The following is a 25,003-nucleotide window of genomic DNA, read 5'->3' as shown; positions in this document are numbered from 1 at the left end:
CGTTCGTTGGCAATGCACACACCCGCAACTCAACTGATGGAGTCAATCATGACCGTTCCTTACAAGCGTCTGGATATCAACGATGCCGTCGTGCTGCTGGTCGATCACCAAACCGGTCTGATCTCGCTGGTGCAGGATTTTTCCCCGAACGAGTTCAAGAACAACGTGCTGGCCCTGGCCGACTGCGCCAAGTTCTTCAAACTGCCGACCATCCTGACCACCAGCTTCGAGTCCGGCCCGAACGGCCCGCTGGTGCCTGAGCTGAAAGAAATGTTCCCGGACGCGCCGTACATTGCTCGTCCTGGCCAGATCAACGCCTGGGACAACGAAGATTTCGTCAAGGCCATCAAGGCCACCGGTCGCAAGCAACTGATCATCGCCGGTGTGGTGACGGACGTCTGCGTGGCGTTCCCGACCCTGTGCGCGCTGGAAGAAGGCTTTGACGTGTTCGTGGTGACTGACGCTTCGGGCACCTTCAACGACGTGGTTCAGCAAGCGGCCTGGGCGCGCATGTCCGCTGCTGGTGCACAACTGGTCAACTGGTTCGCCGTGGCCTGCGAGCTGCAACGCGACTGGCGCAACGACATGGAAGGCCTGGCCAACCTGCTGTCCCAGCGCATCCCGAACTACCGCAACCTGATGAACAGCTACGCGGCGTTCAATAAGTAAGCTGAGGATCCACCGGTCCTGCATCCGTCTCAGCTTTTGGCGGGCACGATCGTTGTGGGGACCGGCGTGCTGGCGAAGGCGGTGTTTCAGTTATGGATGAGTCGACTGATACACCGCTTTCGCCAGCAAGCCGGCTCCCACAATTTCTGCGAGTTAGGCTCGGCGCGATCCTTGTGGGAGTCAACTGAGTGGCGAAAGCTGTTAGTCAGGCAACAAAAAATTTCCGACAGTGGCTGCGTCAGCAAGCTCACTCCCACGGGTTGTCCGTCGGCATGTGCTAATGTTCAGACCTTGCAGGCATCAACTCTTCCAAATTCCGTCTTGGACGGTCTCGTCATTCCCCTCTACGCTTCACCTCAACGTCACCGCCGGTGACCGGCCACACTGGCTGTCTTGTCAGCCCGGCCAACCCCTATTGAGGTGCACACATGAAAATCGATCTGACTGGAAAGCTGGCCGTCGTCAGCGGCTCCACCGCCGGTATTGGCCTGGGCATCGGCAAGGCGCTGGCGCTGTCGGGCGCGACGGTGGTGATCATCGGCCGCGCAGCGGCGAAAGTGGACGAGGCCATTGCCAGCATCAAACGGGACGTACCCGAAGCTCAGCTGCGCGGCGTGGTCGCGGATCTGGGCACTGCCGAGGGCGCGCAGCAGCTATTCGCTGCCGAGCCGCGCGCGGACATTCTGGTGAACAACCTGGGCATCTTCAACGAAGTGGATTTCTTCGACACCCCCGATGAAGAGTGGACCCGCTTCTACGAAACCAACGTCATTTCCGGCGTGCGTCTGGCGCGGCATTACGTGGGCGACATGGTGGCGAATAAATGGGGGCGGGTGATCTTCGTTTCGTCCGAATCCGGCGTCGCGATTCCGGCCAACATGATCAACTACGGCACCACCAAGGCGGCGAACCTTGCGGTCTCCCACGGTCTGGCCAAGCGACTGGCGGGCACCGGCGTGACGGTCAACGCGATTCTGCCGGGGCCGACCTTCACCGACGGCGTGGAAGACATGCTCAAGGACGCGATGGCCGAATCCGGGCGCAGTGCGCGCGATGAGGCCAATCACTTTGTCCGCCAGGCTCGGCCTTCATCTATCATCCAGCGCGTTGCGGAAGTCGATGAGGTGGCCAATCTGGTCGCCTACCTGGCATCCCCCTTGTCCTCGGCCACCACTGGAGCCGCCTTGCGCGTCGATGGCGGTGTGGTCGACAGTCTGGCTATTTAAGCGAACATTCATTGGAGCATCATCATGGCAAAAGCCTCTGCAACCCTGCGCATCCCGGCCTCGGCAGACAAGGTCTGGCAACTGGTGGGCGGTTTCGACGCACTGCCGACCTGGCTGCCGTTCATCGTTAAAAGCGTGGCCGATGCCGGTGGACGCATCCGTCACCTGACCACTCAGGACGGCGCGCAGATCAGCGAGCAACTGCAAACCTTTGACGAGAAGGGGCGCACTTACAGTTATTCGATCACCCAAGGCCCGTTCCCGGTGACGAATTACCTGGCCACCTTGAAGGTCAGCGCCGATGGCGATCAGGCTTCGCTGGTGGAATGGTCCGGCAGTTTCACCCCCAACGGCATTTCCGATGCCGAGGCCGAGGCGTTGTTTCTGGATGTCTATCAGGGTGGATTGGAAGCGCTGAAAGGCAATTTCTGAGGTCTGTGATCGTTCCCACGCTCTGCGTGGGAACGCCGCCTTCGACGCTCCGCGTCACCGTACGATCAGATGTAACGCCGTTAATTGTCGCTTAATCCGCAAAGCTGAAACTCCGAACACGCGGTTTATCCGCATGCCTTCGGACGTCAAACTTGCCCGATCATTTGTCGCAGGAGAGGATGATGCTTGTTTCGGCCATCAACACCGTGGAAATACACGCCGCTTCGGGTCGTTGCAGTGAAATCAGTGCGGGCATCACCCGCATGCTCGATGTGTTGAACAACTCCACCCCATGTATCGCCTACACATTGACCCCCAACAATGCCGACGCCACGTCCTGGATCGTCAGTGGCTACTGGCGGTCCGAGGCCGAAATGCAGGCACATTTCTCTCATCCGGAACTCGATGGCTTCATGACGCTGCTGCTCAGCGGCGCCATCAGTCGTTTGCAGTTCAACAGTTTCGTCGTCGCGGCGAGCAAGGCGGCCTGACATGTCCCTGAATGAAGACATCCTGTTGGGCATTGACCTGAACCTGCTGCTGACCTTCCTGGTGGTGTTTCGCGAACGCAACGTCAGCGCCGCCGCACGCCACTTGCACGTGACTCAGCCTGCGGTCAGCGGTGCCTTGGTACGTTTGCGCCAGTGCTTCGATGATCCGCTGTTTCTGCGGCGCAACCGCTGCATGCAGCCGACGGCCAAGGCTCAGGAAATCGCTGATTCCCTGTTGCCCGCGATGCAGCAAATCGAAGCCGTGATTCGCCACGCCTGATCGAATCACTCCGCGGTTTCGTTCCCAAACGCACACTTGTTGTGCGCGCCTGACCTCACGCTGATCCGTTATGTAGCAGTCCTTGGCGACTGCTCCTCGGCGTTGCTTGCGCTCATTTCCCATACAGATCATCACCTTGCTGACGTATCCGTGATGTGGCATCGCTTTTGCCTTTATGTATTCGTGGATGATTGGATGCAAAAATTCAAAAGGTAACGCCATGCGCCTTGCACCCGGATACGCCGAACGTCAACCCGTCACTGCTGAAGAAGAGGCCTACGCCTTTTTGCTCGATGCCATCTGCAAGGGCATTTACCGCATGGGCGAGCGCTTGATCGCCGAAGACATCGCCACGGAAATCGGCATGAGCCGCATGCCGGTACGCGAGGCGTTTCGCCGCCTGGCCGCTGATGGCCTGGTGACGCTGCGCCCGAACCGGGGGGCGGTGGTCAGCGGCCTGAACATCGAAGAAATGCGCGAAGTGTTCGAAATGCGCAGCGCACTGGAAGGGCTGGCGATTCGCGTCGCCGTGCCGAAGATCACCGAGCGCCACTTGATCCATCTTGAACGTCTGCTCGACGACATGGACGACTACCGCGACGACAGCTCGGAGTGGGTCAGCCGCCACCGCGCCTTTCATGAATACCTGTGCAGCCTCAGCGAACGCTCGCGGCTGATGCGTCAGATTTCTGCGCTCTATACCGTCATCGAGCCGCACATGCGGGTGTGGCTTGAGCACGGCGAAAAGCCCCTCAGCGCCCGCGATGAACACGCGGTGATTCTCGATGCCGTGCGCGCGGGAGACCCCGATCACGCCGAGCGCGTGTTGCGCGAGCACATCGAAGGCACGGTGCCGAGCCTGATCGCCTTCCTCGAACAGCAAACCCGACCCTGATTTCTGAAAAAAACAGAGCGGACAGCCAGTCCGCACGCTGCATTGCCGCACCGCTGTGACGTTCACAACTGCCCTTACTTTCTTACCGAAACCGGAGCTTTCGTCATGCATAAACCCGCTGCGCTGGCCGCCCTTGTGTCCCTGAGCCTGTGTGTACCGCTGGTGTCCGCTGCCCCCACCGTGCCGGACCGTTTGCAGAAGGTCGACAAAGTCACTTACTGCTCGGGCATGGACTCGCCGCCGCTGGTGTCCTTCGATGCTGCGCAGAAACCGGTGGGCCTGACCATCGATCTGGGCGTGGAAATCGCCAAGCGTCTGGGCGGCAAAAAGGTCGAATGGCGAGTGATCCCGTTTTCCGGGTTGGTGCCTGCCTTGCTGGCCCAGCAGTGCGACATGATCGTCGACCAGTTGTTCGACAAGCCCGAGCGCCGGGAAGTGATCAACATCGTCAATTACATGTACTCCAGTCAGTCGGTGGTGGTGCCCAAGGGCAATCCGAAGGGCATCCAGTCGCTGGATGACCTGTCCGGGCACAAAGTGGCGGTGCTCAACGGCTCGACCATCAAATCCTTGCTCGACACCCAGAACGAAAGCCTCGCCAAAGCGGGCAAAGCGCCGTTGAAACTGGTGGTCTACAACACCGATACCGATGCTTTCCAGGCCTTGCGCATCAATCAGGTTGACGCCTATGGCACTACCGTGGAAACCGCCGGTTACTACGCCGCCATGGCGCCAGACCTGTTCCAGGAAGGCGTGCCTGCCTTCAGCCGAATCCTCACTGGGCTGGGCATCCGCAAGGACGACGCGCAACTGACCGCCGCCGTGCAGCAAGTGATCAGCGACATGCGCAGCGACGGCAGCTACACCCAGTTGCTCGCTAAATGGCACGTCGAAAGCGACAAGCTCGACTGACCCCGCGCTGAACGGAAGAGACCGATGAATTTCAATTGGGAAGTGTTCTGGCAGTACCTGTCCCAGCCCAGCGGGGTTTACCTCACCGGGCTGTGGCTGACCTGCCTGATCAGCGTGCTGGCGATGTTGCTGGGTTGTGCATTGGGCTTGATCGCGGCGCTTATGCGCCTGTCGAAGAACCCGCTGCTGAACCTGCCGGTGCGGTTTTACGTGTGGCTGATGCGCGGCACGCCGCTGCTGGTGCAGATCGTGTTTCTATACACCGCGCTGGCCGCGGGCGGGATTTTCCGCTTCGAGGACATCGACCTAGGCTGGGTTGTCATACCGGGCAACATTCAGGCGGCGATCATCGCGCTGGGCTTGAACGAAGGCGCGTACATGGCCGAAATCATCCGCGCCGGGATCGGCGCCGTGGACAAGGGCCAATACGAAGCGGGGCGCTCGCTGGGCATGACGTTCAGCAAGCTGATGCGCCGCATCGTGCTGCCCCAGGCGTTCCGGGTGATCGTGCCGCCGTTGGGCAACGAGTTCAACGTGATGCTGAAAAACACCACGCTGGTCAGCGTCATTGGCGTGCAGGAGCTGCTGTTGAGCACGCAGATGATCACCTCGGCCACCTTCCGTGTGTTCGAGCTGTACCTGGTGGTGGCGATCTATTTCCTGATGCTCACCACGCTGTGGGGCTTCTTCCAGCGCTGGCTGGAACAACGCTTCGGTCAGTCGGATCGCCAGCCACCGGCAGCCAAGCGCATGTTCGGGCGTGGCGCCATGAAATTGCTGAGGGGGCGTTGAGATGGCGCATCAAAGTGAAGAACTGATCATCGAAGCGCTGGACGTGCATAAGTCGTTCGGCGATCTGCAAATCCTCAAAGGCATCTCGTTGCAGGTGCGCAAAGGCGAAGTGGTGGTGCTGATCGGCGCGTCCGGTTCAGGCAAGACCACCTTCATTCGCTGCATCAACCTGCTCGAAGACATTCAATCCGGGCGCATCCGGGTCAACGGCCAGGCCATGGGCTACCGGGAAAAGGCCGATGGCAGTCTGGTCCGGGATTCGGAGCGCAACATCGCTCGCCAGCGCCGCGACATTGGCATGGTGTTTCAGCGCTTCAACCTGTTTGCCCACATGACTGCGTTAGAAAACATCATTGAAGCGCCGATTCACGTGCTCGGTGTGTCCCGCGAAGCTGCGTTGAGCCTGGGGCGTGAATTGCTGGCGCGGGTGGGACTGGCCGACAAAGCCGGGCATTACCCGTCGATGCTGTCTGGCGGCCAGCAACAGCGGGTGGCGATTGCCCGCGCGCTGGCGATGAAACCCAAAGCAATGCTGTTCGACGAACCTACCAGCGCGCTGGACCCGGAAACCGTGGGCGAAGTGCTGCAAGTCATGAAAGAACTCGCCGAAGACGGCATGACCATGGTGGTGGTGACCCATGAAATGGGCTTCGCCCGGGAAGTGGCCGACCGCGTGGTGGTGCTGGACCAGGGCGAACTGATCGAGCAGGGGGCACCGGAGCAGATTTTCAGCCGCCCGAGCCATCCACGCACGCAGGCGTTTCTCAGCCGTGTCCTGTGACCTGTTTGGGTCAATGAATCCCGAATTTACCGAGCGTTTGCCATGTTGAATTTTTCTGCCCACGAGTACCCGTATCCGTCCCGTCGCCAGAGCGTGTTTGCCCGTCGGGGCATGGTGGCGGCCTCGCAACCGCTGGCCGCACAGGCCGGTATTGAAATGATGCAAAAGGGCGGCAACGCCATCGACGCAGCGATCGCCACGGCGGCCGCGCTGACGGTGGTCGAACCCACTGGCTGCGGCATTGGCGGCGACGCTTTCGCGCTGGTCTGGTGCAAAGGTCAGTTGCACGGTTTGAACGCCAACGGCCATGCGCCTGCGGCCTTGAGCATCGAAGCGGTGAAAGGCGCGGGGCATCAGCAGATGCCTTTGTATGGCTGGACGCCGGTCACCGTGCCGGGCTGTCCGTCGGCCTGGGCGGAGTTGTCCCGGCGTTTTGGCAAGCTGCCCTTTGCCGTTCTGCTGCAACCGGCGATCCATTTGGCGCGGGGCGGTTTTCCGTTGTCGCCGGTGGTTGCTCATCAATGGCAGATGGCATTCGATGAGTTCAACGCGCACCGCAGCCCGGAGCTGGACAGCTGGTTTGACACCTTTCTCATCGACGGTCGTGTACCGAAAGCCGGGGAGCTGTTTCGCAACCCGGCGCAAGCGCTAACCCTTGAAGAGTTGGCCAACACGCAATGCGAAAGCCTCTATCGCGGCGCGCTGGCCCAGCGCATCGACGCCCACTCCCGTGCCACGGGCGGCCATCTGCGGGCTGAAGACCTGGCCAGCTTCCGCCCGCAGTGGGTCGATCCGATCAGCGTCAATTACCGGGGCTACGACGTCTGGGAAATTCCGCCGAGCGGCCAGGGGCTGGTGGCGCTGATGACGTTGAAGATCCTTGAAGGCTTTGAGTTCGACCACCGAGACAGCCAGCAAACCTGGCATCGCCAACTGGAGGCCATGAAGTTGGCCTACAGCGACGGCCTGCATCACATCACCGATCCGCTGCACATGAAGGTGGCGGTGGCGGATTTGCTGAGCGATCGCTACAGCGACGAACGCCGCGCGTTGATCGGTGAGCAGGCGCAAGCGCCGAAGCCAGGTGACCCTCACGCCAGCGGCACCGTTTACCTGGCCACGGCCGACGCTGAAGGCAATATGGTGTCGTTCATCCAGAGCAACTACCACGGCTTCGGTTCGGGCGTGGTGTTGCCGGAGAGCGGTCTGTCCTTGCAAAACCGGGGGCAGGAATTCAGCCTCGATCCCGCTCATGCGAACTGCCTGTTGCCTGGTAAAAAGACCTTTCACACCATCATTCCGGGCTTTCTCACCCAGGATGGCAACGCCGTAGGGCCGTTCGGCGTGATGGGCGGTTACATGCAGCCTCAGGGTCACGTGCAGATGGTGATGAACCTGGTGGACTTCGGCCTAAACCCGCAGGCCGCGTTGGATGCCCCGCGCTGGCAATGGCTGGGGGGCAAGAAAATCGGTATCGAGCAGGGCGCGTCAGCGGACCTGGCGGCCGCGCTGGCGCGACGCGGACATGAAATCAGCATTGCCTTTGACTCCACGGAATACGGCCGCGGGCAGATCATCGTGCGCGATCCCGTGACCGGCGTGCTGTGCGGAGGGACCGAGCCAAGGGCCGATTCGACCATCGCGGTGTGGTGAGACGAAAATGCGCTGATTTATTTTTCCGAAATGACCTGTAATACAATACGATTGCTTCAGCGGGGCGGCATCATGAGGATCAGTCCCCGGATTTGACTGCTGGCGGCCAGTTCGAGGGTCGCCAGCGGCACGGCATTCACAGGTCTTCGGGAATACAGCATGAAAGTACTACGCCAAGCGTCGTCCTTGCGGCATCAAGTGCAGGATGCACTGCGCAACGAAATCATCTCGGGCCGCTTCAAGCCCGGCGACCGTCTGGTGGAGCAGCAGTTGTACACCGCGCTGGATGTCAGCCGCACCTCGTTGCGCGAAGCGTTGCGTCAACTGGAGGCCGAGGGGCTGGTGGAGCAGGTGCCGCACCGTGGCGCTTATGTGGCGTCGGTGGACGCCAAGGATGCGGTGCAGATCTACGACGTGCGCGGCGCGCTGGAGGTGTTGGCCGTGCGCAATTTCGTGCGTTACGCCACCGATGAAGACGTGGCGGAGCTGGCGGAGGTCTTCGATGAGTTTGAAGAGCAGTCTCACACCACCAGCGTTGACGGCACTGCGTTGCTGGACATCAAGCGGCGTTTCTATCACGTGCTGCTGGACATCGAGCAGAGCCGGGTGGTCGGCGGGATGCTGGAACAGTTGAACAACCGCGTGAGCCTGCTGCGGGCGTTGTCGCTGGGGCGGGAAGGGCGCATGCCGCACACGTTGGCTGAATTGAAGGCGATTGTGCGCAAGATTCAGCAGCGCGATGAGGGGGGCGCCTGTGCGGCGGCGTTGTTGCACGTTGAGAACGCCTCGAAAAACGTGCTTGAGCTGCTGGCGGAGAATGACGGGCATACGGTGCAATAGCCGTTGCCGTTGCCGTTGCCGTTGCCGTTGCCGTTGCCGTTGCTTCTGCTTTTGCTCTTCATACACAAAACGTCCAGACACCGCCGAACGCGACTTGGGTGCAGGCTGAACGCAGGCGTCGCGTAGTGGGTTGAGCCGCAGGGATGCGGCGAGAGCGAGGTGGCCATGGATGGCCATCCCTCGCGTGCCCACGGAGCGGCGCCGGAGTGAGGGGACCTTGACGCAGTCAAGGCCAAACCAGGAGCAGGTGGCTTTGCCTACTTTCCCCGTAAGGAAAGTAGGTCGCCCGAGGGGGCGAAACCCTAAATCCCTATATCCCCAATAACGGATCTGCCCCGGATTTCAACGTCTCCAGCTTTAAAAGCGCGGTCCAGATATCCGGGTCTGATCCGTTCGTGGGGGTGACGCTGATTCACCTTTCCGCTCTTACAGCGGGTAACTTTTTCTTTCGGGAAAAAGTCACCAAAAACCATTGCTCCTGGTTTGGCTCTGACTGCGTCAGAGTCCCCTCACTTCGGCGCCGCTCCGTGGGCACGCGAGGGATGGCCATCCATGGCCACCTCGCTCTCGCCGCATCCCTGCGGCTCAACCCACTACGCAACGCCTGCGCTCAGCCAGCACCCAAGTCGCGGCCGGCGGTGTCTGGGCTATTGCGTAAGAAGATCAAGATCAAGATCAAGATCAACGGCAACGGCAACGGCAACGGCAACGGCAACGGCAACGGCAACGTTATCTTTGTCGTTTCAGGCTTTTGATGCTCAACGCAATGCCGAATACGCCGTCGGGGTCAGGAATTGGTTCTCGATGCGCTCGACGATGATCGCCTGCGCCTCGCTCGCCGCCCGTTTGGCGATCCACTCGGCGTCGCTTTGAAACGCATTCCACTTCGCCTCGCGCTCAGCGAGACTTTCCCATTGCAGCAAGTAGGTCAACGACTGGTTGGTCGGGCCGCTCAGGTTGGTCCAAAAGCCAATCTGCTTGATCCCGTATTTCTCAAAGAAACCCAATGTCGTGCTGGTGAAACGGTCGTGCAGGGCCGGCAGGCGGCCCGGTGCGCAGTGGTAAATCCGTAATTCGACGATCATCCGTTAACTCCTCTTTCAAAGTACCGCTGGTAAGAATCTGTAAACTAGCCTATTGACCGACTGTATGACAATCCGATAGTTTCGCCTCACCTGCTGGCGACCATCCTGCTGCAGCTTGTGCAAGACGCCGCCTCGACCCGATTGACAAGAACATAAGAAATCAAAGGGCACGAACATGACGCAACCGCAACGGATCGGCTTCATCGGACTGGGCATGATGGGCACGCCCATGACCGCCTGTCTGGCCAAAGTCGGCTTTCAATTGTTCCTCGCAGACGCCGATGCCGGGCGTCTGCGCGATGTGCAGGCGACCCTCGACGCCAGCGCACTCACTCCCGAAAACGCCCAGACCCTCGATGTGCTGATCACCATGCTGCCCAATTCCAACATTGTCGAGACGGTGTTGCTGGGTGAGGGCGGTTGGGCCGGCTCGTTGGCCCCGCAAACCGTGGTGATCGACATGAGTTCGTCAGAGCCTGCGCGCTCTCGCGAGTTGGGGCAGAAACTCAACACTCTCAACCTCGCTTACCTCGACGCTCCGGTTTCCGGAGGCGTGAAACGCGCGGTGGACGGCAGTCTGGCGATTCTGGTGGGCGGCGACGCCGCCGTGATGCAGCGCTGTCGACCGGTGCTCGACGCCATGGGCAAGAACATCCTGCACATCGGCGATGCCGGTTCCGGCCACGCCGCCAAAGCACTGAACAACTTCGTTTCGGCGGCCGGTCTGATGGCCACGGTCGAAGCGTTGCACGTGGCCAAGCGTTTCGGCATCGATCCCGATGTGATGGTCGATGTGCTCAACGCCTCCAGCGGCGGCAGTAACACTTCACTGAATAAAGCCAAGCAGTTCATGCTCAGCGGCACCTTTGGTTCCGGGTTCTCGATGCAGTTGATGAACAAGGACCTGAAGATCGCCAAGGGCCTGTCCGACGCGCTGGATTACCCGCTGATCTTTGGCCAGAGCGCGATCAAGGTCTGGAATGACGTGGCGCAAGGTGCAACGCCCACGACGGACCACACCGAGATGTACCGCATGCTGGCCAACGAAGGCGAGTGAGGGGCTGTTGTCATGTCAAACGCTGATCGCTTTTATATCAATGGCCGTTGGGTCGAACCGGCATCCCCGACCTGGTTCGATGTGATCGACCCCGCCACGGAAAACGTTGTCGAGCGTCTGGCACTGGGCGATGCGACGGATGTGGACCGCGCAGTAGCGGCCGCTCGGGCAGCGTTGCCGAGCTATGCGCAGACGTCGGTTGCTGAACGCATTGCCTTGCTCAAACGCGTGGTGGCGATTTACGAGCGCCGCCAAGAGGCATTCGCTCAGGCCATGCGCGTGGAAATGGGTTCGCCGATCACCTTTTCCCGCAAGTTTCAGGTCCCTCGGGGCTGGCTGCACCTGAATCAATTGATCGAAGTCTTGCAGCGCTTTCAGTTCGAAGAGCCGCAGGGCAGCACCTTGATCCGCCACGAACCCGTCGGCGTCTGCGGCCTGATCACGCCCTGGAACTGGCCGATCAACCAGATCGTGGTCAAGGTTGGTCCGGCCTTGGCCGCCGGTTGCACCATGGTGCTCAAACCCAGTGAATACTCGCCACTGAGCAGCCTGTTGTTCGCCGAAGTGCTGGACGAAGCGGGCGTGCCACCGGGGGTGTTCAACCTGATCAACGGCGACGGTCCCGGCGTGGGCGCGGCGCTGTCGGCGCACCCGGACATCGACATGTTGTCGTTCACCGGCTCGACCCGCGCAGGCGTTCTGGTGGCCAAATCTGCCGCCGATACGGTCAAGCGCGTGGCGCAGGAACTGGGTGGCAAGTCAGCGAACATTCTGCTCGACGACGTCAATCTGCAAGATGCGGTGACCCGAGGCGTGGCCGCGTGCTTCACCAACAGCGGGCAGTCCTGTTCGATCCCGACGCGGATGCTGATCCCCCGTGCGCTGATGGCCGATGCGGTGCAGATCGCCAAAGTGGCTGCCGAGGGTTACAGCGTTGGCCCGAGCACTGACGAAAGCACTCAACTGGGCCCGCTGGTCAACCGCGCCCAGTTTCGCCGCGTGCAGGCGTTGATCCAGAACGGCATCGACGAAGGTGCCACCTTGGTCACGGGCGGCGTGGGCCTGCCGAGCGGCATTGAAAAAGGCTACTACGCCAAACCCACGGTGTTCGCCGACGTGACCCCCAAGATGACCATCGCTCAGGAAGAAATCTTCGGCCCGGTGCTGTCGATGATCCCTTACGACAGCGAAGCCGAAGCGATTGCCATCGCCAATGGCACCCACTACGGGCTGGCGGCCTATGTGCAATCGGCCGATCACCAACGTGCTCGTGACGTTGCCCGGCGGTTGCAGGCGGGCACCGTGCATTTGAATTACCCGCCTGCGGATTTCGCCGCGCCTTTTGGCGGCGTCAAGCGCTCGGGCAATGGCCGCGAGTGGGGCGAGTACGGCTTGCGCGAATACCTGGAAGTGAAATCGATGATCGGTTACGGCGCCTGATCCGTATTCGGACAGCCGCGCCGTGACCTAAAAAAATTTGCCTGCTTTAGCTGTATGACAATCAGTCGATCGTACGAATAAGGTGCCAGAACGATGGAAGACAACGAACGTTTCAATCAGGGCTTCAACAACCGCAAGGAGGTGCTGGGCGACCGTCACGTGGAGAAATCCTGGGCGGCGGCAGACGACTTCAACCGGCCAATGCAAAAGCTGGTCACCGAATACTGCTGGGGCGAGATCTGGGGCGACCCGACGCTGCCGTTCAAGACCCGCAGCATCATCAACATCGCCATGCTCACTGCCATGAGCCAGCACCACGAACTCAGCGTTCACGTGCGCGGTGCGCTGCGCAACGGGGTGACCCAGGACGAGATCCGCGCCGTGCTGATGCAGGCCGCCGTGTATTGCGGTGCACCGCTGGGCCTGGCGGCGTTTCGGGTGGCGTCGGAGGCGATCAAGGCCTACGAGGCTGAAACCGCAAAAGGCTGACTCCGTTCCCCAAAACACACACGACAGGCGTTCAACAATAACTACAAGGAACCGTCATGAGCACATACGCCCCGGCCACTGCGGTGGCTGAATCTGAGCAGTCGATCGAGAAGAAGAGAAGGAACGCCATCAAGGGCGCGTTTTTCTCCGAATACATCGACATGTTCGACATCTATCTGCCGGTGGTGGTGTTATCGCCGGTATTGTTCTTCTTCCAGCCCGCTCAGTTGTCGCCGGGCATGGCGGCGATTCTGGCCTCGCTGGTGTTCATCACCACATTGCTGGGGCGTCCCATCGGCGCGTTGCTGTTCGGCATGATCGCCGACAAGACCGGGCGCCGCATGGCCTCGATCTATTCGGTGTCCGGGTTTGGCATTGTCACGTTGCTGATCGCGCTGTTGCCCGGTTACGAGACCATTGGTATCGCCTCGTATTGGGCGCTGGTGCTGCTGCGTTTCGTGGATGGCATCTTTCTCGGCGGCGGCTACACCGGGGCCATGCCGCTGGCCATCGAGTATTCGAAAAAGCATCAGCGCGGTTTCGTGGGCGGTTTGATCATCGCCGGTTTCCCGCTGGCCTACGTCAGCATCAACCTGGTGGCGATGCTGATGTTCATGCTGTTCCCGCTGGATGGCCCCGGCTCGCCGTACGTGCAGTGGGGCTGGCGGATTCCGTTCGTGATCGGCGCGCTGTTGGCCGGTGTGCTGGCGCTGTACTACGTGTACGCGGTGTCGGAATCGGAAATCTGGGAAAGCGAAACCGGTAACAAGCCTCGGGAAAAACTGCCGCTGACCGACCTGCTCAAAGGCAAGAGCGGCCGCAACCTGCTGCAAGTGCTGCTGATGATGACCGGTTTCTGGCTGACCCAGAACATCATCACCATCTTCCTGCCCACCGGCTTGCTGGTGAACACCTTGCACCTGTCCGGGCTGCAAGTGACGGGCACCTTGCTGCTGGCCTATTCGATTCTGTTCTTCAGCTACATCGCCTCGGGAATCATCGGCCAGAAGATCGGCCGTCGACGCTTTTTCATCACCCTGGGGCCGATCATCGCCACGGCGGGCGCGGGGATCATGTACGTGCTGGCCAACGTTCAAGGATTGTCACTGCCGGTGATCATGACCCTGGTCTGTATGTTGTCGGTGTTAGTGACCGCGCCGTGGGGCGTAATCGTGACCTACATCAACGAGCGCTTCGTGACTGATGTGCGCGCCACCGGGTTTGGGGTCGGCTTCAGTCTGTCGGTGATCATTCCCTCTTTCTACGCCTTCTACATGGCCTGGCTGGGCCAGTTCATCCCATTCACCGTCACGCCCGCTGTGCTGCTGGTGATTGGCGGGGTGATCGCGACCCTCGGCGCCTACATGGGGCCGGAAACCAAAGACGTTGATTTCTAATCCACGAGGAGAGCCGTCGTGAAGAGCAAAACCGTGGGTTTCATTGGGCTGGGCAACATGGGCGGGCGCATGACGCGCTGCCTGGTGAATGCCGGACTGCCGGTGCTGGGTTTCGACACTGACCCCCAGCGGGCCAAGGCCGCAGGCGCGCAGGTGGCTGCGTCCATGGCCGATGTCATGGCCGAGGCGAATGTGGTGCTGTTGTCGCTACCGGACAGCAAGGTGGTGGAGGCGGTGGTCGAGGGCGCCAACGGGCTGCTGGCACATTGTCGTGAAGGTCAGATTGTCGTGGATTTGAGCACGGCGGCGGCCAGTTCGACGATGCGACTGCACGGTCTATTTGCCGAGCGCGGCGTGCAGTACGTCGATGCCGGGATTTCCGGGGGTGCTGCGGCGGCGGAAAAGGGCGCGTTGACCCTGATGGTTGGCGGCGACGCGGCCACGGTCGAGGCACTGGCCTGGGTGTTCGAACCCATCGCCAGTAAGGTGTTTCTGATGGGCGACAGCGGCGCCGGGCATACCACCAAACTGCTCAACAATTTTCTCAATGCCGTCAGCCTCGCAGCCACGGCGGAGGTGATGGTGGCGGGCAAGAAGGCCGGGCTGGACCTGCATCGGCTGCTCGACGTGCTCAACAGCAGCAGCGGGGTGAACTTCGCCACGCTCAACCGCTTTCCGCACATCGTCGACGGCAATTACCTGGAAGGTGGACTGACCGGCAAGTTGATGAGCAAGGACGTGGTGCTCTACCTGGAGCGCGTTCGCGAGTTGGGGGTGGCGTCGCTCAATGCGTCCGGGCCGCTGGCCAGTTTCGGGCTGCAGACGGCATTGGGTTATGGCGACCTGATCAGTAATCGCGTGGTGGACGCCATTGGCGACATGTCCGGTGGCGTGCGGCTTCACGCATCAAAAGAAGGAGACAAAGCATGAAGGTGTTTCACGGCAGCGTCGAAGGGGCAATTTCCGAGCAGCGTGGCGCCACGTTCACCGGCGTGGTCTGGGCCGATCCGGTGATGCCGACCACCGATGGCGTGACCATCAATAACGTGTCGTTCAACCCCGGTGCGCGCACCCACTGGCATTACCACGAACAAGGCCAGGTGCTGTACGTCACGGCGGGCAGCGGCTGGATTTGTCTGGAGGGCAACGACCCGCAACCGATCCGTCAGGGCGACACGGTGTGGATCGGCCCGCACGAACGGCATTGGCACGGCGCCAACACCAAGAACTTTATGGTCCACACCGCCACCTCCATCGGCAAAACCGAGTGGCAGGAAGCGGTGGCGGATGTGGATTACCTGCGCAGCGCGGATTGAATTGCACGATGGGTTCTGGCTGAACGCCGCAATGCTTTTGATTCTGGCCGAAGGCCGTAGGAGCGTGGCTTGGTCTGGGCCGCAGAGAACGGCCTTCGGCCAGAAGCGGTTTGAGTTGCATCCATATAAGAGGAACACCATGAGCCTCACCGAAAAACAACAACAGGCCAAAGCCGCTTTTGAACGCAGTCAAGGCACGTGGAGCGCCGGGTGGGACAGCCTGCTGCGTCTGGACCCCGGCTTTGTCGAGGCCTACGCCGGGTTTGCCGCCGTGCCGTGGCAAAAGAATTACCTGCCCGACAAGGTCAAGGCCTTCATCGCGCTGGCGGCCAGTGCCAACGCCACTCACCTGTTTCGGCCCGGCATGCAGGCGCACATCGCCATGGCGATCCGCTCCGGCGCCACCCGCGAAGAGCTGGTGGAAGTGCTCCAGTTGATCAGCACGGTCGGCATTCACGCCTCCAACGTGGGTGTGCCGACGCTGCTGGAGGTGCTGGAAGAAGAGGGCATGCGCGACGGCCCGGCGCCACTGGACGCCAGGCGCGAGGCACTCAAGAGCAGCTTCATCGAAAACCGCGGCTACTGGCATGCGTCGTGGGAAGGCCTGCTGGAGCTGGACCCCGAGTTGTTCGACGCCTACGTCGAATTCTCTTCAGTGCCGTGGCGCACGGGCGTGCTCGAACCCAAGGTCAAGGAGTTCATGTACTGCGCCTTCGACGCCGCCGCCACGCACCTGTACGTGCCGGGCCTCAAGCTGCACATGCGCAACGCGCTGCGTTACGGAGCGACGAAGGAAGAAATCATGGAGCTGCTGGAGATCGTCAGCCTGATCGGGATTCACGGCGCCCTCGAAGCGGCGCCGCTGCTCGAACAGGCCTTGGGCCGGAGCGCACCCGACTCGCCATAACGTCGCCTGCGATACGCCTCATAAAAACAACAACGAGGAACGCACATGAACACGCCATCCAAACCCGTGAAACCGAACTGGACTGACCCCGAAGTGATCGTGGTGCGCTACGGCACCCGGCAAACCAGCAAGGGCGAGTGCTATTACAACTTCCGCGCCTACCGCGAGCCGGACGTGGAAATCACCATGGATTACTTCTTCTGGATCTTCCGCAACGCCGAGCAGACCATCGTCATCGACACCGGTTTCAGCCCTGAAGCGGCTGCGGCACGGCGTCGGCAGCCGGTGGTGGCGCCTGCCGATGCGCTGGCAAGGCTGGGCATCGACCCCAAAGACGTCAAGTTGCTGGTGTTGACCCACGCCCATTACGACCACGCCGGAAATCTGGGCCTGTACCCCAACGCGCAGATCGTCATGTCGCGCAAGGAGTTCGAGTTCTGGGGCACCGACATGGGCAAGCGCCCGCAGTACGGCCACCACATTGACCCGCTGGACATCGAGCGCATTCAGGCATTGCACCGCGACGGGCGCATCACGTTGCTCGACGGGCCACGTCACACGCTGATTCCCGGTATCGAGCTGCATGAAGTGGGTGGCCACACGCCAGGTCAGATGGCGGTGGTGGTGGAAATGCCCGAAGGCCCGGTGATCCTCGCCTCCGACGCCATTCACTACTACGAAGAACTGGAACTGGACCGGCCGTTCGCCGTGCTCGACAGCCTCGCGGACATGTACAGGGGCTACGAGCTGATCCGTGAGTGGATGCAGCGGCCCGGTGCGCTGGTGATTCCGGGGCATGACCCGGATGTCATGAACCGCTTTGCACCCGTTGACCCGCAGGACCCTTCGTTCGCGGTACGGATCGATGCCCATGGAGCCGGGGTATGAAAGGCAAAACGGCATTGGTGACCGGCTCGTCCGACGGTCTCGGGTTGGCCATGGGCAAAGGGTTGGCGGCGGCAGGCTGTCATCTGGTGCTGCACGGATTGGCCGCGCCGGAATCGATGCAGCAGACCTGCGATGAGCTGATGCGCGCCCATGATGTCGAGGTGCGCTACGTTCATGCGGACCTGTCGGATGTCGACCAGATCGGGCGCCTGATCAAGACGGCGGGGCCCGTCGATGTGCTGGTCAATAACGCGGTGGTACGGCACTTCTCGCCGCTGGAAGATTTCCCGACGGCGTGCTGGGATCAGGCGCTGGCGGTGAACCTGACGGCCGCTTTCCGCGCCATCCAGCTGGTATTGCCCGGCATGCGCGAAAGGCAATGGGGGCGCATTTTCAACCTGTCTTCGGCCTACGGCGCGCGCGGCATTGCCAACCGCATCGATTACGTGACCACCAAGACTGCGCTGCTCGGCCTGACCCGCGCCGTGGCCGTGGAAACCCAGGGCCAGGGCATCACCTGCAATGCGGTGTGTCCGGGCTCGGTGCTGACGCCCAACATCGAAGGCCGTTTGACGGCGTTGATGGCGCAAAAACAACTGGATCGCGAGACGGCGACCCGTGAGTTTCTGCAAGGCAAACAGGCCACCGGGCGTTTCGTCGAGGCCAGTCATGTGGCCGATCTCATCGTTTATTTGTGTAGCGAATCGGCCGGGTCGATCACGGGCGCGACGTTGCCGGTGGATGATGGGTGGATGGCGGGGTGAATAACAAAATCTGAATTGAAAATACGCGTCTTTTGTAGGCGTGAGCTTGCTCGCGATGCGTCCGCCTATACGACATCAATATCCGGCCCAACGCCTCGCGAGCAAGCTCACTCCTACAGGGATTGCGTCAGGCATTGCATAAAGGACACCTCATGACCTCAACCCTGAGCCTTCAACTGGCTGAGTTCGTCGAAACCACCCTGTGGGCGGACATCCCGGCCAACGTGCGCCACGAAGCCCGGCGCGCGCTGCTCAACTACTTCGCCGTATCGCTGGCCGGTTGCAGCGACCCGGACGTGGTCAAGGCTGCGACGCTGTTCGCCCGCTTCAATGCAGGGGGCAACGCCCATGTCATCGGCCGTGACGAAACGATGGACATGCTCAACGCCGCATCGCTGAACGCCATGAGCGCCAACGTTTTCGACTACGACGACACCCACATGCCCACCATCCTGCACCCGACCGCGCCCGTGGCTGCGGCCTTGTTCGCGCTGGCTGAAAGCCGGGTCATCTCGGGTGAGCAACTGCTGTTGGCCTTTGTACTGGGTGTGGAAATAGAGTGCCGCCTGGCCATGGCCATCTCTCCCGAACACTACCGTCGTGGCTGGCACATCACCGCGACCTGTGGCGTATTCGGTGCAGCAGCGGCGGTGGGTAAAGTGCTGGGGCTGTCCGCAACCCAACTGGTGTGGGCCTTTGGCAGCGCCAGCGCGCAAGCATCGGGCCTTGTCGAGACGTTGGGCAGTGCCGCGAAAAGCGTCGGCGTGGGCAATGCCGCACGTAACGGCGTGCTCTCGGCCTTGTTGGCGCAGGACGGCTTTGCCGGGCCGGATCAGCCGCTGGAAGGCGAGCGAGGCTTTCTGCGCGTGTTCGGCGAACAGCCGCGCTTCGACGAAATCAGCGCCGGGTTGGGCGAACGCTGGGCGCTGCTGGCCAACACCTATAAACCCTGGCCTTGCGGCGTGGTGCTCAACCCGGTGATTGAGGCTTGCTTGCACGTGTCGCGCGAGCGCGACTGGGCACTGGACGACATCACACGCATCGAACTCACCGGACACCCTTTATTAAGGCAGCGCACGGATCGTCCTGACATTCAACGGGGACGGCAATCTCAGGTCAGCGCTCAACATGCCGTGTCGGTCAGTCTGGCGAGGGGCAAGGCGGGGCTGGCCGAGTTCAGCGATGCCGCCGTCAGCGACCCGAACCTGCGTGCGTTGTACGCGCGGCTGCACTTCATCGACGACGCCTGCTATCGGGTGGAGTCGGTGCAAGTGCGGATCTGCTTTCACAACCGCGAACCGCTGACCCACGTTATCGATGTATCACTGGGCAGCCTGGGTGCGCCGCTGAGCGACCGGTTTCTCGAAGACAAAGTGCGTGAACTGGCCACCTTTGGTGGTTCGGGGTGCACGCCCGAGCCGCTGATCGAGGCGGTATGGGCACTGGAACAGTCAATCGACGCAGGCGCACTCATGCGTCTGGCCAGTCGCTAACCCACAGGAACGTCATCATGGCTGATCAACAACTGGGATTCATTGGCGTGGGCGTCATGGGGCGCCCTATGGCGCGGCGTCTGCTGGAGCAGGGGCATTCGCTGGTCATTTATGACAAGGATCAACGCGCGCTGGATGAGTTGGGTGCACTGGGCGCTCGGGTCGCCGGTAGCGTGCGCGAGGTGGCGGACACTGCCGACATCATCTTCACCAGCCTACCCAGCCCGGCCATTTTCAAGGCCGTGGCGCTGGGTGACGATGGCATCGTCGACGGCTGTGCGGTGCGGATTCTGGTGGACCTCTCGACGGTCGGCTCTCGGGCTGAGCAGGAAGTGGCTGCGGGGCTTGCGGCCAAAGGCATTGAAACGGTGGACGCCCCGGTCAGCGGTGGCGCCGCAGGTGCGAAGAAGGGCACGCTGGCGCTGATGATCGCGGGCAAGCCTGCGGTGGTCGAGCAAGTGCGTCCGCTGTTCGAGGTGTTCGGCAAGGTGTTCATCGTTGGCGAACAGCCGGGGCAGGGGCAGTTGCTCAAATTGCTCAACAACATGCTGTCCACCACGGCCTTTGCGATCACCAGCGAAGCCTTCGTCGCAGGCGTCAAAGGCGGGCTGGAACCTGAAGTGATGATGTCGGTGATCAACGCCGGGAGCGGCAAGAACGGCGCCACGCTGGATAAATTCCCCAAACACGTGCTGCCGGGCACCTACGATTTCGGTTTTCCGCTGTCCAGCGTGTGCAAAGACGTCGGGTTGGCGGTTGAAGAGTGTCAGGCCCTGGGCGTGCCCATGTGGCTGGGCAATGCAGCGCGTCAGTTGTGGAACGTCGCAGCACAACAGGACGGTGGGGAGCGGGATCTGACTGAACTGGTGCGCACGGTGCAGGGTTGGTCGTACCGCTGACGGGTGGATTGCGGGTCGACATGGAACCGCTCGGGCGCGCAGGCCACCTAGGGAGATTGCCCTCAGGACCCTCGCCCTATGCCCCCTGCTTTTTTCTCCCTCAACGAGCGCGCGACGCTGGCGCGTCAAATTCGTTTCGGTTCGCTGAGTCTGGCGCTGCTGTGTGCGGGTTGTCAGTCGTTCGATTATTCAGCGGCCATGGGGTATCCGCCCAAACCCTCCATAGAACGTACGCCGAGGCTGGTGGCCGGACTCAATCGTTCGTCAGATACAGGCGCAGCGCCGGGCAAGGTGCAGGGTAAAAGGGCCGCGCCCGTGGCCTATGACGGCAGTGATATCTGGGGGCGGCTGGGGCAAGGCTTTACGCTCGTTGACGACAACGGCCTCAATCAGCGGATCGAGCGCCAGCGCGACTGGTTGCTGAGCAACCCCGGCTTTTTGCGTAACGCCAGTCTGCGGGCCAGCCCCTACCTGCATTTCATCGCCGAAAGTCTCGACGTGCGCGGCATGCCCTCCGAACTGGCGCTGCTGCCTATCGTGGAAAGCGCCTACAACCCCAAAGCCAATTCCGTACGGGATGCGGCGGGATTGTGGCAATTCATGGCCGCCACCGGCCGTGATTTCAACCTGCGCCAGACCGCCTGGTACGACGGACGGCGAGACGTGGTAGCGTCCAGCAAGGCTGCGATGGATTACCTGACACGATTGCACGACCAGTTCAATGGCGACTGGCTGCTCGCGATGGCGGCTTACAACGCAGGTGAGGGCACGGTCAGCCGCGCGGTCGCGGCCAATCAGCAGCGAGGATTGCCCACCGACTACTGGCATCTGAATCTGCCTCGGGAAACCCAGGATTACGTGCCGCGCCTGCTGGCGCTGTCGATGCTGGTGCGAGAACCCGGCGCCTATGGGGTCGAGCTGAATCCGGTGGCCAACTCGCCATATTTCACGGCCATTGAGCTGACCCGACCCGTGGACCTGAGCCAGTTGGCCGCCAGTGCCGGGGTCGACGAAGCGGTGCTGCTGGGGCTGAACCCTGCGTTTCTGCGCAAGAAAACTGTGGATGGCCCGGCGCACCTGCTGGTGCCTAGGGATCAGACGCGTCAGATTACAGCCAGCCTGGCCCGGATGAATTCGCCGCAAACCGCCGCCGAGACCCTGGCGGTCAGTGCGGCTCCCGCTGCGCCGTCCGTCCGATCGCTGCCGTGATCACGCCATTCGTGGCGGCAGGACAATGACCTGATTCGGCGCAAAAGATCGCCACTCGTTCGCGTAACGGCACTGATACAGAGCGATTTTTCCCTGAAAGTGGCACCTGTCCTGCCCATAAGCGCGTTCTTCCTGGCCTCGCGCTAATCCGATTCGGCGCATTCTTAATGAACTTTTACAGCGCCGTGTAACGTCGCTGATACACCTGTGTAGATTTCAGCGGCGGACATATCTTGAAACACCGAAACAGTATTCAATAGCCGAATGTTCAGCTAAGGCCACCGTTTTCCACCCGATGGCCACGCTGTTCGTTAGTTGGATCCCGATTGCCAGAGTGTGCCTGTTGACGCAAAGCGTCGAGCAGGTATGCGTAGAAAGTGCCAGCGCAATGCCACCGTACCCCCCGAAAAACAAGGGCCTCCGTCCGGTGTGGCTGAATGGATAAAGCAATGTTCGGAAAACCGAATGGCCTTAGTTGGAAAACCGAACGCGGAACAACAGTCGTACTTAAAATAATCAAATAACTAACGGGCGACGGCGGTGAATGAAAAATACCGGAAGCTGATAGAAAGTCAGCGAGGAGAATAAACAGCACTTAAATGTGAGTGTTAGTATCGAAGTGCGAGGACTTAAGTAAGTTATAAACAGTGGGGTGGTGCGTGCGTTTAAAATTAAATGCCCCGTCACTTATTAAAAAACACTGAGGCGGGGCATCGTTGCATTCGATGTTTTTCTGACGGCTAGGCTGCTCATCGGCGATCGGCGCACTGAAACAGAGCATAACCCGTTGATTGTTAAGGTTGTGTGATGCTGGATGAGAACGGTTCCGGCTTGGCGTGGTGTTAATAAAACATCGACGCTGCGCAAGCAAGTCGTAAATTTAAATAATCGTTTGAATGTTTGAGTGCAAGTAATTGGGCGCTGTCATATGAAATCATATTGATATCATATGTAGCGATGTGAACAGGTTCTCACCAAGTGCGGGAACTAAAATTAAATAGTGCTGCCTCTGTATTGCGTGATACTAATAAATCGCTTGCACCCACTTTGAGAGGTATCGATGAAGGAAGAAATCGATGTAAGCGGCTGGGCGTCATTAGGGGCAAATGCATCGCTGGATATTCATCAGATTGCATTGAATACCGCGAATCTGAGCATGGATCTGTTGCTGTGCGGGGAGACCGGAACTGGCAAGGACACGCTGGCCAAATGCATTCATGAGTTGTCCGGTCGGACAGGTTCCTTTATAGGCATGAACTGCGCCGCCATTCCCGAATCCCTGGCGGAAAGCCAACTGTTCGGTGTGGTCAACGGGGCGTACACGGGGGTCAACCGCGCCCGCGAAGGCTACATCGAGGCGTCCAGCGGCGGCACGCTGTACCTGGATGAAATCGACAGCATGCCCCTGAGCCTACAGGCCAAGCTGCTGCGCATTCTGGAGACCCGGGGCATTGAGCGTTTAGGCTCCACCGCGTTCATTCCCGTGGATTTGCGGGTGATTGCTTCGTCCCAGCGACCGCTGGATGAACTCGTGGAACAAGGGCTGTTTCGTCGCGACCTGTTTTTTCGACTCAATGTGCTGACCATTCAGATGCCAGCGCTGCGCAGCCGTCGCGAACAGATCCTGCCGTTGTTCGACCAGTTCACCCAGGCCATCGCCGCGGACTTCAATCGCGCAGTGCCTGTGCTGAGCAATGGCCTGGTGCAAGTGCTGCTCAGCCACGCCTGGCCCGGCAACATCCGCGAGCTGAAGTCGGCCGCCAAGCGTTTCGTGCTCGGATTTCCTCTGTTGGGCGCGGACATCGAGCCGGATCGCGACCCCGAAACAGGGCTTAAAACGCAATTGCGGGTCATCGAGAAAATGCTCATCGAGGATGCCCTCAAGCGCCACAAACACCGCCTGGATGCCGTGCTGCAAGAGCTCGAAATCCCGCGCCGTACCTTGTATCACCGGATGAAAGAACTTGGGCTGGCCTGTTTGAGCACCCCGGATCCGCTGTTTTCGTAACACCCGAATACCTGTTGTCTCGCCAATTGTGTGGAAGGTCTGCGGCGTCGTCTTGGCCGCAGGCGCGTTAACTGCCCGAGGTCGTGGATGAGTGTGTACGATTTTTTCGATGAACAACTGGAAGACGACCGTCATGTGCCCAACCTGACGGTCGTGGCCCAGAGTATTTCGCAACTGGGGATCGACGTGCTGCTGTCGGGCGAGACCGGCACCGGCAAGGACACCGTCGCACAGCGCATACATGAATTGTCCGGGCGCAAGGGAAGGCTGGTGGCCATGAACTGCGCGGCGATTCCGGAATCGCTGGCCGAAAGCGAACTGTTCGGCGTGGTCAGCGGCGCGTACACCGGCGCCGATCGCTCCCGGGTCGGTTACATCGAGGCCGCGCAGGGTGGCACTTTGTATCTGGACGAAATCGACAGCATGCCGCTGAGCCTGCAAGCGAAGTTGTTGCGCGTGCTGGAGACCCGTGCGGTCGAACGGCTGGGGTCAACCGCCTCGATTGCGCTGGATGTGTGCGTGATTGCTTCGGCGCAGCATTCGCTGGATGAACTGGTGGAGCAGGGGCGCTTTCGCCGCGATCTCTACTTCCGGCTCAACGTGCTGACCCTCAAATTGCCGCCCTTGCGTGCCCGACGGGAACGGATACTCCCGCTGTTTCGCCGTTTTGCTCTGGCCTCGGCGCGAGATGCGGGCCTCGCCCTGCCGGATATTGGCTGCGTGCTGCGCCACGTGCTGCTGAATCACGACTGGCCCGGCAATATCCGTGAGCTGAAGTCGGCGGCCAAACGCTTCGTGCTGGGTGTACCGCTGTTGGGCAACGGTACGGATGAAGAGCGTGACTCCTCGACGGGATTGAAATCGCAATTACGGGTCATCGAGAAGGTATTGATACAGGCCTCACTCAAACGTCACAACAACAGCATTGACGCCGTGAGCCAAGAGCTGAACATTCCTCGCCGCACGCTCTATCACCGGATGAAAGAGCTGGACGTTTAAGCCGTGAATGCTGCCGTTTGGGTGGCTCCATTTGAGGAGATGAGGGCACTGGCTGGCGCTTTTGCGGGGAGTCCGGGCTTC

Annotated in this window: 26 protein-coding genes and 1 pseudogene; 26 read left to right on the top strand and 1 reads right to left on the bottom strand. The window is 60.7% G+C overall.

Annotated elements, in window-relative coordinates; translation table 11 throughout:
- Window positions 1-48 precede the first annotated feature (48 nt).
- The 12 genes from ycaC (at window position 49) to ACI5GA_RS01940 (ending at window position 9,726) form a co-directional block, all read left to right on the top strand.
- On the top strand, window positions 49-669 hold the full coding sequence (gene ycaC / locus ACI5GA_RS01995; protein WP_404632042.1) for an isochorismate family cysteine hydrolase YcaC: 621 nt from the start codon (window positions 49-51) through the stop codon (window positions 667-669).
- Between the two features lie 428 nt (window positions 670-1,097).
- On the top strand, window positions 1,098-1,895 hold the full coding sequence (locus ACI5GA_RS01990; protein ID WP_421421425.1) for an SDR family NAD(P)-dependent oxidoreductase: 798 nt from the start codon (window positions 1,098-1,100) through the stop codon (window positions 1,893-1,895).
- 24 nt (window positions 1,896-1,919) lie between these two features.
- Entirely contained in the window at window positions 1,920-2,327 is a 408-nt protein-coding gene (locus ACI5GA_RS01985; protein ID WP_404632038.1) for an SRPBCC family protein, read from the top strand.
- Window positions 2,328-2,509: 182 nt separating this feature from the next.
- Window positions 2,510-2,818, top strand: coding sequence for an antibiotic biosynthesis monooxygenase (locus ACI5GA_RS01980; protein WP_421421423.1), 309 nt, complete (start codon window positions 2,510-2,512; stop codon window positions 2,816-2,818).
- Between the two features lies 1 nt (window position 2,819).
- Window positions 2,820-3,098, top strand: a complete 279-nt coding sequence (locus ACI5GA_RS01975; RefSeq protein WP_404632034.1) for a helix-turn-helix domain-containing protein — start codon at window positions 2,820-2,822, stop codon at window positions 3,096-3,098.
- Between the two features lie 220 nt (window positions 3,099-3,318).
- Complete coding sequence (locus ACI5GA_RS01970) at window positions 3,319-3,993, top strand: GntR family transcriptional regulator (protein WP_404632032.1); 675 nt, start codon at window positions 3,319-3,321, stop codon at window positions 3,991-3,993.
- A gap of 105 nt (window positions 3,994-4,098) precedes the next feature.
- Window positions 4,099-4,905, top strand: coding sequence for an ABC transporter substrate-binding protein (locus tag ACI5GA_RS01965; protein ID WP_404632030.1), 807 nt, complete (start codon window positions 4,099-4,101; stop codon window positions 4,903-4,905).
- 24 nt (window positions 4,906-4,929) lie between these two features.
- Window positions 4,930-5,697, top strand: a complete 768-nt coding sequence (locus tag ACI5GA_RS01960) for an amino acid ABC transporter permease (protein WP_421421420.1) — start codon at window positions 4,930-4,932, stop codon at window positions 5,695-5,697.
- Window position 5,698: 1 nt separating this feature from the next.
- A complete protein-coding gene (locus ACI5GA_RS01955) occupies window positions 5,699-6,478 on the top strand; it encodes an amino acid ABC transporter ATP-binding protein (protein WP_421421418.1) in 780 nt (259 codons plus the stop codon).
- A gap of 42 nt (window positions 6,479-6,520) precedes the next feature.
- The gene (locus ACI5GA_RS01950; RefSeq protein WP_421421416.1) at window positions 6,521-8,131 is read left to right on the top strand and encodes a gamma-glutamyltransferase family protein; all 1,611 of its coding nucleotides are present in this window, start codon (window positions 6,521-6,523) and stop codon (window positions 8,129-8,131) included.
- 159 nt (window positions 8,132-8,290) lie between these two features.
- Window positions 8,291-8,971 (top strand): GntR family transcriptional regulator, encoded by a 681-nt coding sequence (locus tag ACI5GA_RS01945; protein WP_421421414.1) that lies wholly within the window; start codon window positions 8,291-8,293, stop codon window positions 8,969-8,971.
- A gap of 542 nt (window positions 8,972-9,513) precedes the next feature.
- Window positions 9,514-9,726, top strand: coding sequence for a hypothetical protein (locus tag ACI5GA_RS01940; RefSeq protein ID WP_421421413.1), 213 nt, complete (start codon window positions 9,514-9,516; stop codon window positions 9,724-9,726).
- Window positions 9,727-9,729: 3 nt separating this feature from the next.
- Here ACI5GA_RS01940 and ACI5GA_RS01935 read toward each other — a convergent pair whose 3' ends face one another.
- The gene (locus ACI5GA_RS01935) at window positions 9,730-10,056 is read right to left on the bottom strand and encodes an NIPSNAP family protein (RefSeq protein WP_404632018.1); all 327 of its coding nucleotides are present in this window, start codon (window positions 10,054-10,056) and stop codon (window positions 9,730-9,732) included.
- Window positions 10,057-10,231: 175 nt separating this feature from the next.
- Here ACI5GA_RS01935 and ACI5GA_RS01930 point away from each other — a divergent pair, with 175 nt between their 5' ends.
- The 14 genes and pseudogenes from ACI5GA_RS01930 (at window position 10,232) to ACI5GA_RS01865 (ending at window position 24,922) form a co-directional block, all read left to right on the top strand.
- Window positions 10,232-11,113, top strand: a complete 882-nt coding sequence (locus ACI5GA_RS01930) for an NAD(P)-dependent oxidoreductase (RefSeq protein WP_421421412.1) — start codon at window positions 10,232-10,234, stop codon at window positions 11,111-11,113.
- 12 nt (window positions 11,114-11,125) lie between these two features.
- Window positions 11,126-12,553 carry an aldehyde dehydrogenase family protein gene (locus tag ACI5GA_RS01925; RefSeq protein ID WP_421421410.1) on the top strand — a complete coding sequence of 476 codons (1,428 nt, stop codon included), beginning with the start codon at window positions 11,126-11,128 and terminating at the stop codon, window positions 12,551-12,553.
- A gap of 93 nt (window positions 12,554-12,646) precedes the next feature.
- Window positions 12,647-13,042: a carboxymuconolactone decarboxylase family protein gene (locus tag ACI5GA_RS01920; RefSeq protein ID WP_421421408.1), complete on the top strand. Its 396-nt coding sequence runs from the start codon at window positions 12,647-12,649 to the stop codon at window positions 13,040-13,042.
- 56 nt (window positions 13,043-13,098) lie between these two features.
- A complete protein-coding gene (locus ACI5GA_RS01915) occupies window positions 13,099-14,439 on the top strand; it encodes an MFS transporter (RefSeq protein ID WP_421421406.1) in 1,341 nt (446 codons plus the stop codon).
- A gap of 18 nt (window positions 14,440-14,457) precedes the next feature.
- On the top strand, window positions 14,458-15,369 hold the full coding sequence (locus tag ACI5GA_RS01910; RefSeq protein ID WP_421421405.1) for an NAD(P)-dependent oxidoreductase: 912 nt from the start codon (window positions 14,458-14,460) through the stop codon (window positions 15,367-15,369).
- Window positions 15,366-15,755 (top strand): cupin domain-containing protein, encoded by a 390-nt coding sequence (locus tag ACI5GA_RS01905; protein ID WP_404632006.1) that lies wholly within the window; start codon window positions 15,366-15,368, stop codon window positions 15,753-15,755. Before ACI5GA_RS01910 ends, ACI5GA_RS01905 begins: the two co-directional genes overlap by 4 nt.
- 139 nt (window positions 15,756-15,894) lie before the next feature.
- Entirely contained in the window at window positions 15,895-16,662 is a 768-nt protein-coding gene (locus tag ACI5GA_RS01900; RefSeq protein ID WP_404632004.1) for a carboxymuconolactone decarboxylase family protein, read from the top strand.
- Window positions 16,663-16,707: 45 nt separating this feature from the next.
- Complete coding sequence (locus tag ACI5GA_RS01895; protein WP_421421403.1) at window positions 16,708-17,550, top strand: N-acyl homoserine lactonase family protein; 843 nt, start codon at window positions 16,708-16,710, stop codon at window positions 17,548-17,550.
- Window positions 17,547-18,314, top strand: coding sequence for an SDR family NAD(P)-dependent oxidoreductase (locus ACI5GA_RS01890; protein WP_421421401.1), 768 nt, complete (start codon window positions 17,547-17,549; stop codon window positions 18,312-18,314). Before ACI5GA_RS01895 ends, ACI5GA_RS01890 begins: the two co-directional genes overlap by 4 nt.
- Window positions 18,315-18,466: 152 nt before the next feature.
- Window positions 18,467-19,807, top strand: coding sequence for an MmgE/PrpD family protein (locus ACI5GA_RS01885; protein WP_421421399.1), 1,341 nt, complete (start codon window positions 18,467-18,469; stop codon window positions 19,805-19,807).
- Window positions 19,750-20,706 carry an NAD(P)-dependent oxidoreductase gene (locus ACI5GA_RS01880; RefSeq protein WP_421421398.1) on the top strand — a complete coding sequence of 319 codons (957 nt, stop codon included), beginning with the start codon at window positions 19,750-19,752 and terminating at the stop codon, window positions 20,704-20,706. The genes ACI5GA_RS01885 and ACI5GA_RS01880 overlap by 58 nt, the downstream gene beginning before the upstream one ends.
- A 78-nt stretch (window positions 20,707-20,784) precedes the next feature.
- Window positions 20,785-21,912: pseudogene (locus ACI5GA_RS01875) on the top strand (transglycosylase SLT domain-containing protein); the annotation flags it as partial.
- Between the two features lie 1,063 nt (window positions 21,913-22,975).
- Complete coding sequence (locus ACI5GA_RS01870; protein WP_404631994.1) at window positions 22,976-23,923, top strand: sigma 54-interacting transcriptional regulator; 948 nt, start codon at window positions 22,976-22,978, stop codon at window positions 23,921-23,923.
- An 87-nt stretch (window positions 23,924-24,010) separates the two neighbouring features.
- Complete coding sequence (locus ACI5GA_RS01865; protein ID WP_421421397.1) at window positions 24,011-24,922, top strand: sigma 54-interacting transcriptional regulator; 912 nt, start codon at window positions 24,011-24,013, stop codon at window positions 24,920-24,922.
- Window positions 24,923-25,003: the final 81 nt, after the last annotated feature.

Origin of the sequence: Pseudomonas sp. Pseu.R1 (assembly GCF_045764065.1) — a bacterium.
In the GTDB taxonomy this organism is placed as follows: Bacteria; Pseudomonadota; Gammaproteobacteria; order Pseudomonadales; family Pseudomonadaceae; genus Aquipseudomonas.
The sequence above is the reverse complement of the archived record's forward strand: the minus strand, read 5'-3'. Positions and strand labels throughout refer to the sequence as shown.

Excerpts from the sequence above, each read along its gene's own strand:
- ACI5GA_RS01895 (WP_421421403.1), top strand. The coding sequence starts at position 16,708 with ATGAACACGCCATCCAAACCCGTGAAACCGAACTGGACTGACCCCGAA.
- ACI5GA_RS01985 (WP_404632038.1), top strand. The coding sequence starts at position 1,920 with ATGGCAAAAGCCTCTGCAACCCTGCGCATCCCGGCCTCGGCAGACAAG.
- ACI5GA_RS01960 (WP_421421420.1), top strand. The coding sequence starts at position 4,930 with ATGAATTTCAATTGGGAAGTGTTCTGGCAGTACCTGTCCCAGCCCAGC.
- ACI5GA_RS01955 (WP_421421418.1), top strand. The coding sequence starts at position 5,699 with ATGGCGCATCAAAGTGAAGAACTGATCATCGAAGCGCTGGACGTGCAT.
- ACI5GA_RS01865 (WP_421421397.1), top strand. The coding sequence starts at position 24,011 with ATGAGTGTGTACGATTTTTTCGATGAACAACTGGAAGACGACCGTCAT.
- ACI5GA_RS01950 (WP_421421416.1), top strand. The coding sequence starts at position 6,521 with ATGTTGAATTTTTCTGCCCACGAGTACCCGTATCCGTCCCGTCGCCAG.
- ACI5GA_RS01975 (WP_404632034.1), top strand. The coding sequence starts at position 2,820 with ATGTCCCTGAATGAAGACATCCTGTTGGGCATTGACCTGAACCTGCTG.
- ACI5GA_RS01920 (WP_421421408.1), top strand. The coding sequence starts at position 12,647 with ATGGAAGACAACGAACGTTTCAATCAGGGCTTCAACAACCGCAAGGAG.
- ACI5GA_RS01880 (WP_421421398.1), top strand. The coding sequence starts at position 19,750 with ATGGGCACTGGAACAGTCAATCGACGCAGGCGCACTCATGCGTCTGGC.
- ACI5GA_RS01935 (WP_404632018.1), bottom strand. The coding sequence starts at position 10,056 with ATGATCGTCGAATTACGGATTTACCACTGCGCACCGGGCCGCCTGCCG.
- ACI5GA_RS01885 (WP_421421399.1), top strand. The coding sequence starts at position 18,467 with ATGACCTCAACCCTGAGCCTTCAACTGGCTGAGTTCGTCGAAACCACC.
- ACI5GA_RS01945 (WP_421421414.1), top strand. The coding sequence starts at position 8,291 with ATGAAAGTACTACGCCAAGCGTCGTCCTTGCGGCATCAAGTGCAGGAT.
- ACI5GA_RS01890 (WP_421421401.1), top strand. The coding sequence starts at position 17,547 with ATGAAAGGCAAAACGGCATTGGTGACCGGCTCGTCCGACGGTCTCGGG.
- ACI5GA_RS01900 (WP_404632004.1), top strand. The coding sequence starts at position 15,895 with ATGAGCCTCACCGAAAAACAACAACAGGCCAAAGCCGCTTTTGAACGC.
- ycaC (WP_404632042.1), top strand. The coding sequence starts at position 49 with ATGACCGTTCCTTACAAGCGTCTGGATATCAACGATGCCGTCGTGCTG.
- ACI5GA_RS01990 (WP_421421425.1), top strand. The coding sequence starts at position 1,098 with ATGAAAATCGATCTGACTGGAAAGCTGGCCGTCGTCAGCGGCTCCACC.
- ACI5GA_RS01925 (WP_421421410.1), top strand. The coding sequence starts at position 11,126 with ATGTCAAACGCTGATCGCTTTTATATCAATGGCCGTTGGGTCGAACCG.
- ACI5GA_RS01905 (WP_404632006.1), top strand. The coding sequence starts at position 15,366 with ATGAAGGTGTTTCACGGCAGCGTCGAAGGGGCAATTTCCGAGCAGCGT.
- ACI5GA_RS01870 (WP_404631994.1), top strand. The coding sequence starts at position 22,976 with ATGAAGGAAGAAATCGATGTAAGCGGCTGGGCGTCATTAGGGGCAAAT.
- ACI5GA_RS01940 (WP_421421413.1), top strand. The coding sequence starts at position 9,514 with ATGGCCATCCATGGCCACCTCGCTCTCGCCGCATCCCTGCGGCTCAAC.
- ACI5GA_RS01980 (WP_421421423.1), top strand. The coding sequence starts at position 2,510 with ATGCTTGTTTCGGCCATCAACACCGTGGAAATACACGCCGCTTCGGGT.
- ACI5GA_RS01915 (WP_421421406.1), top strand. The coding sequence starts at position 13,099 with ATGAGCACATACGCCCCGGCCACTGCGGTGGCTGAATCTGAGCAGTCG.
- ACI5GA_RS01965 (WP_404632030.1), top strand. The coding sequence starts at position 4,099 with ATGCATAAACCCGCTGCGCTGGCCGCCCTTGTGTCCCTGAGCCTGTGT.
- ACI5GA_RS01970 (WP_404632032.1), top strand. The coding sequence starts at position 3,319 with ATGCGCCTTGCACCCGGATACGCCGAACGTCAACCCGTCACTGCTGAA.
- ACI5GA_RS01930 (WP_421421412.1), top strand. The coding sequence starts at position 10,232 with ATGACGCAACCGCAACGGATCGGCTTCATCGGACTGGGCATGATGGGC.